This is a genomic window from Acinetobacter towneri DSM 14962 = CIP 107472 (genome assembly GCF_000368785.1).
In the GTDB taxonomy this organism is placed as follows: domain Bacteria; phylum Pseudomonadota; class Gammaproteobacteria; order Pseudomonadales; family Moraxellaceae; genus Acinetobacter; species Acinetobacter towneri.
Genome location: NZ_KB849696.1, coordinates 1 through 3,641 on the forward strand (window position 1 = coordinate 1; position 3,641 = coordinate 3,641).

Annotated in this window: 3 protein-coding genes; all 3 read left to right on the forward strand. The window is 39.3% G+C overall.

The window, feature by feature from the left end:
- Window positions 1-414: N-6 DNA methylase (locus F947_RS13770; protein ID WP_004977060.1), on the forward strand; the 414-nt coding region annotated here is incomplete at its 5' end.
- A complete protein-coding gene (locus F947_RS15020) occupies window positions 414-1,592 on the forward strand; it encodes a restriction endonuclease subunit S (RefSeq protein ID WP_004977062.1) in 1,179 nt (392 codons plus the stop codon). The genes F947_RS13770 and F947_RS15020, both read left to right, overlap by 1 nt.
- 129 nt (window positions 1,593-1,721) lie before the next feature.
- A partial coding sequence (locus tag F947_RS13780) for a type I restriction endonuclease subunit R (protein WP_004977063.1) occupies window positions 1,722-3,641 on the forward strand: 1,920 nt, incomplete at its 3' end.

Genomic DNA, 3,641 nt, shown 5'->3' on the forward strand with positions numbered 1-3,641 from the left:
CCTGCCAATATTTTCTACGGTACGTCTATTCCAACGTGTATTTTGGTACTGAAGAAAGATCGTAAAAACACAGGCGATATTTTATTCATTGATGCCAGCAACGAGTTTGAAAAGCAGAAAACGCAAAACAAGCTGTTGCCTGAGCATATTGAAAACATCATTGCGGCCTATGAAAACCGCCAAGACATTGAAAAATATGCTCATGTCGCCACCTTGCAAGAAGTCAAAGATAACGACTACAACCTCAATATTCCTCGCTATGTGGATACCTTTGAAGCTGAAGATGAAATTGATCTGAATGCCATTGCGCAGCAACTCAAAGAACTTGATCAACAAAGCCAAAATACAGACAAAGTGATTGCTGAATTCTGCACAGAACTTGGCATTGATTCACCATTTGCGGAGGTGAAGTAATGACTGCACCTAAGTTACGCTTTAAAGAATTTAGTGAAGATTATAACGTTTCTACGTTTCAAGAAGCATCAATACAGATTATAGATGGAGATCGTGGCAATAATTACCCTAAGTCCGATGATTTTTATGATAATGAATATTGCCTGTTTCTAAATGCGGGAAATGTAACTAAATCAGGTTTCAAATTTGAAAACACTCAATTTATTAATAAAGAAAAAGAAGCCTTACTAAGAAAAGGAAAATTACAAAAGAACGATCTTGTAATCACTACAAGAGGTACGGTTGGTAACATTGCTTACTTTGATGAAAGTATCCCATTTGAAAATATAAGAATAAATTCTGGGATGGTGATAGCTCGTAGTGAAATTGATGTAGAGCCAATTTATTTAAATCAATTTTTAAAATCTGATTTATTTGAAAAATGGCTTGAGAAAAATGTTTTTGGCAGTGCTCAGCCTCAATTAACTGTAAAATTATTAAATTCAATTTCAATATCTTATCCATCAAAAGCAGAACAAACCAAAATAGCCACTTTTCTTTCTGCCGTAGATGAAAAGATTAGTCAGCTTTCGCAAAAACATCAGCTACTTAGCCAATACAAACAAGGCATGATGCAAAAGCTGTTTAGTCAGCAGATTCGTTTTAAAGCCGATGATGGCAATGAGTTTGAGGATTGGGAAAATAAAATATTAGGAGATATTGCTTTTACAACTACAGGTAGTTCAAATCGGGAAGATAGTACTGAATTAAGCGGTGAATATACATTTTTTGATAGATCTGAAGATATTAGAACAAGTACAAAGTACCTATTTGATTGTGAAGCACTTATCATTCCTGGAGAAGGATCTTCATTTAAACCAAAATATTTCATGGGAAAATTTGACCTTCATCAAAGGGCATATGCAGTAATGCAATTCAAAAATGTACTAGCCAAATTCCTATATTTTTCTATGCAATATAATCATCAATACTTTCAAAGTGTAGCTGTTGGATCAACTGTTAAATCTTTGAGATTACCCATGTTTCAAAATATGCCTATTAAATTACCTGCCCTAGCAGAACAAACCAAAATCGCTAATTTCCTATCAAGCATTGACCAAAAAATTGATGTTATTTCAGAGCAGCTAGAACAAGCCAAGCTTTGGAAAAAAGGGCTTTTACAGCAAATGTTTGTTTAAATACTGAAAACGTCAATTCATCCATCTGATCTGAAGATTTTGAGGGTAAAACATCACAGTATGTTTCAAGCTTCAATCAGATGGATTTCACTTAGATCACCGTAATTCAATAAAAAATTAGAGAAAGAGATGTCCGTACAAAGCGAAGCTCAACTTGAAAATGAACTCATTGAACAGCTCAAAAATCTGGGCTATCACCAGGTTGATATCAAAGATGAAAATCAGCTGCTGAGCAATCTAAAAATTCAAGTTGAACGCGCCAATGACATCACTTCTTTCTCTGCAAATGAATGGGCACAAGTCCTCAATCATCTCAAGGCAGGCAACAGCTTTAACTGTGCCAAAGTGCTGCGTAATCGCTTTCCTGTGAGTTTTGATGATGGTTCTACACGCCACATTGATTTTTTATTTGCCGATCCTCAGAAAAACATCTACCAAGTGACCAATCAGATCGCCATCGATCACAGTGCCAGTAATGGCCACACCAGTCGCTTTGATGTCACTTTGCTGATCAATGGTCTACCTTTGGTGCAAATCGAGCTAAAACGCGCAGGGGTAGAGCTTCCTGAAGCCTTTAACCAGACCCAACGCTATGCCAAAGTCGCTTACAGTAGCGGAGCAGGCCTGTTTAATTACATCCAGCTGTTCGTAATCAGTAATCGTGACCACACCCATTACTATTCAACCGGCACCAGCAATTTCGAATTTACCTTCCCCTGGGCAGATTTTGACAACAAGCACATCCATAAAATCGAGACCTTTACCGAAGCCTTTTTAAAACATCAGCACATTACCCAAATGCTGACTGAATACATGGTGATCCTGGAAGTTGAAAAGCGTTTGATGGTGCTGCGTCCCTACCAAATCTATGCGGTGCAGCAGATTATTCAACGTGTGCAACACTCAGCGCAAAATGGCTATATCTGGCACACCACAGGCTCAGGAAAAACCCTCACCTCCTTCAAAGCCAGTCAACTCATCATGCGCTTGCCTGAAGTGGAAAAGGTTCTCTTCGTGGTGGATCGTAGTGATCTCGATACCCAAACGGTACGTGAGTTCAATGCCTTCAAGAAAGACAGTGTTGATACCACCAAGAATACTGGCACCCTGGTCACTCAATTGGGCCAGAAGCATGACAAACTGATTGTCACCACCTTACAAAAGCTCAATATTGCCATTAGTTCTGACCGTTATAGTGATCAGATTCGCTATCTCAAAGACAAAAAAGTCGTGATCATTTTTGATGAATGTCACCGTAGCCAATTTGGTGATACCCATCGCAATATCAAACGCTTCTTTAATCAGGCGCAAATATTTGGTTTTACCGGAACGCCTATTTTTGAGAAAAATAGCCAACTGAAAATTGACTCACAAGCAGTCACCACCAATGCCCTGTTTGACGAATGCCTGCATAAGTACGTGATTACCGATGCGATTCGTGATGGTAATGTCCTACCCTTCCAGATTGCCTATCTGGGCAAATACACCAGCAATGGCATCGAAAATAGCGACAGCTATGAAGAAGATGTTGAAGGGATTGATACCAAAGAGCTGTTTGATAACCCTGCCCGTCTCGAAATGATTACCCGCTATATCCTGGATAATCACCACATCAAAACCAAAAATAAAACCTTCACCGCGATGTTCTGTGTCAGTTCCGTTGAAGTCCTGACCCAGTACTACGAACTGTTCAAAAAAGTACAGCAGGAAAAACAGCAGCAAGCCGAAGAACAAGGTGGGATTTATACGCCATTGACCATTGCAACGATTTTTTCCTTTGCAGCCAATGAAGAAATCAAGGTCGAAGATCACAGTGGTTTAATTGAAGAAGAGTCTGCGGATCTCCCGACCCGGATCAGCCAATCCAATCGGGATAAACTCGATCAGTACATTGCTGAATACAATGCCAAATTTGGCCAGAACTACAACTCAGGCGATGAGTTCTACGCTTACTATCGTGACATTGCCAATCGGGTACGTAAAAAAGAAATCGATATTTTGCTCGTGGTAAATATGTTCCTGACCGGTTTTGACTCAAAACCACTCAAC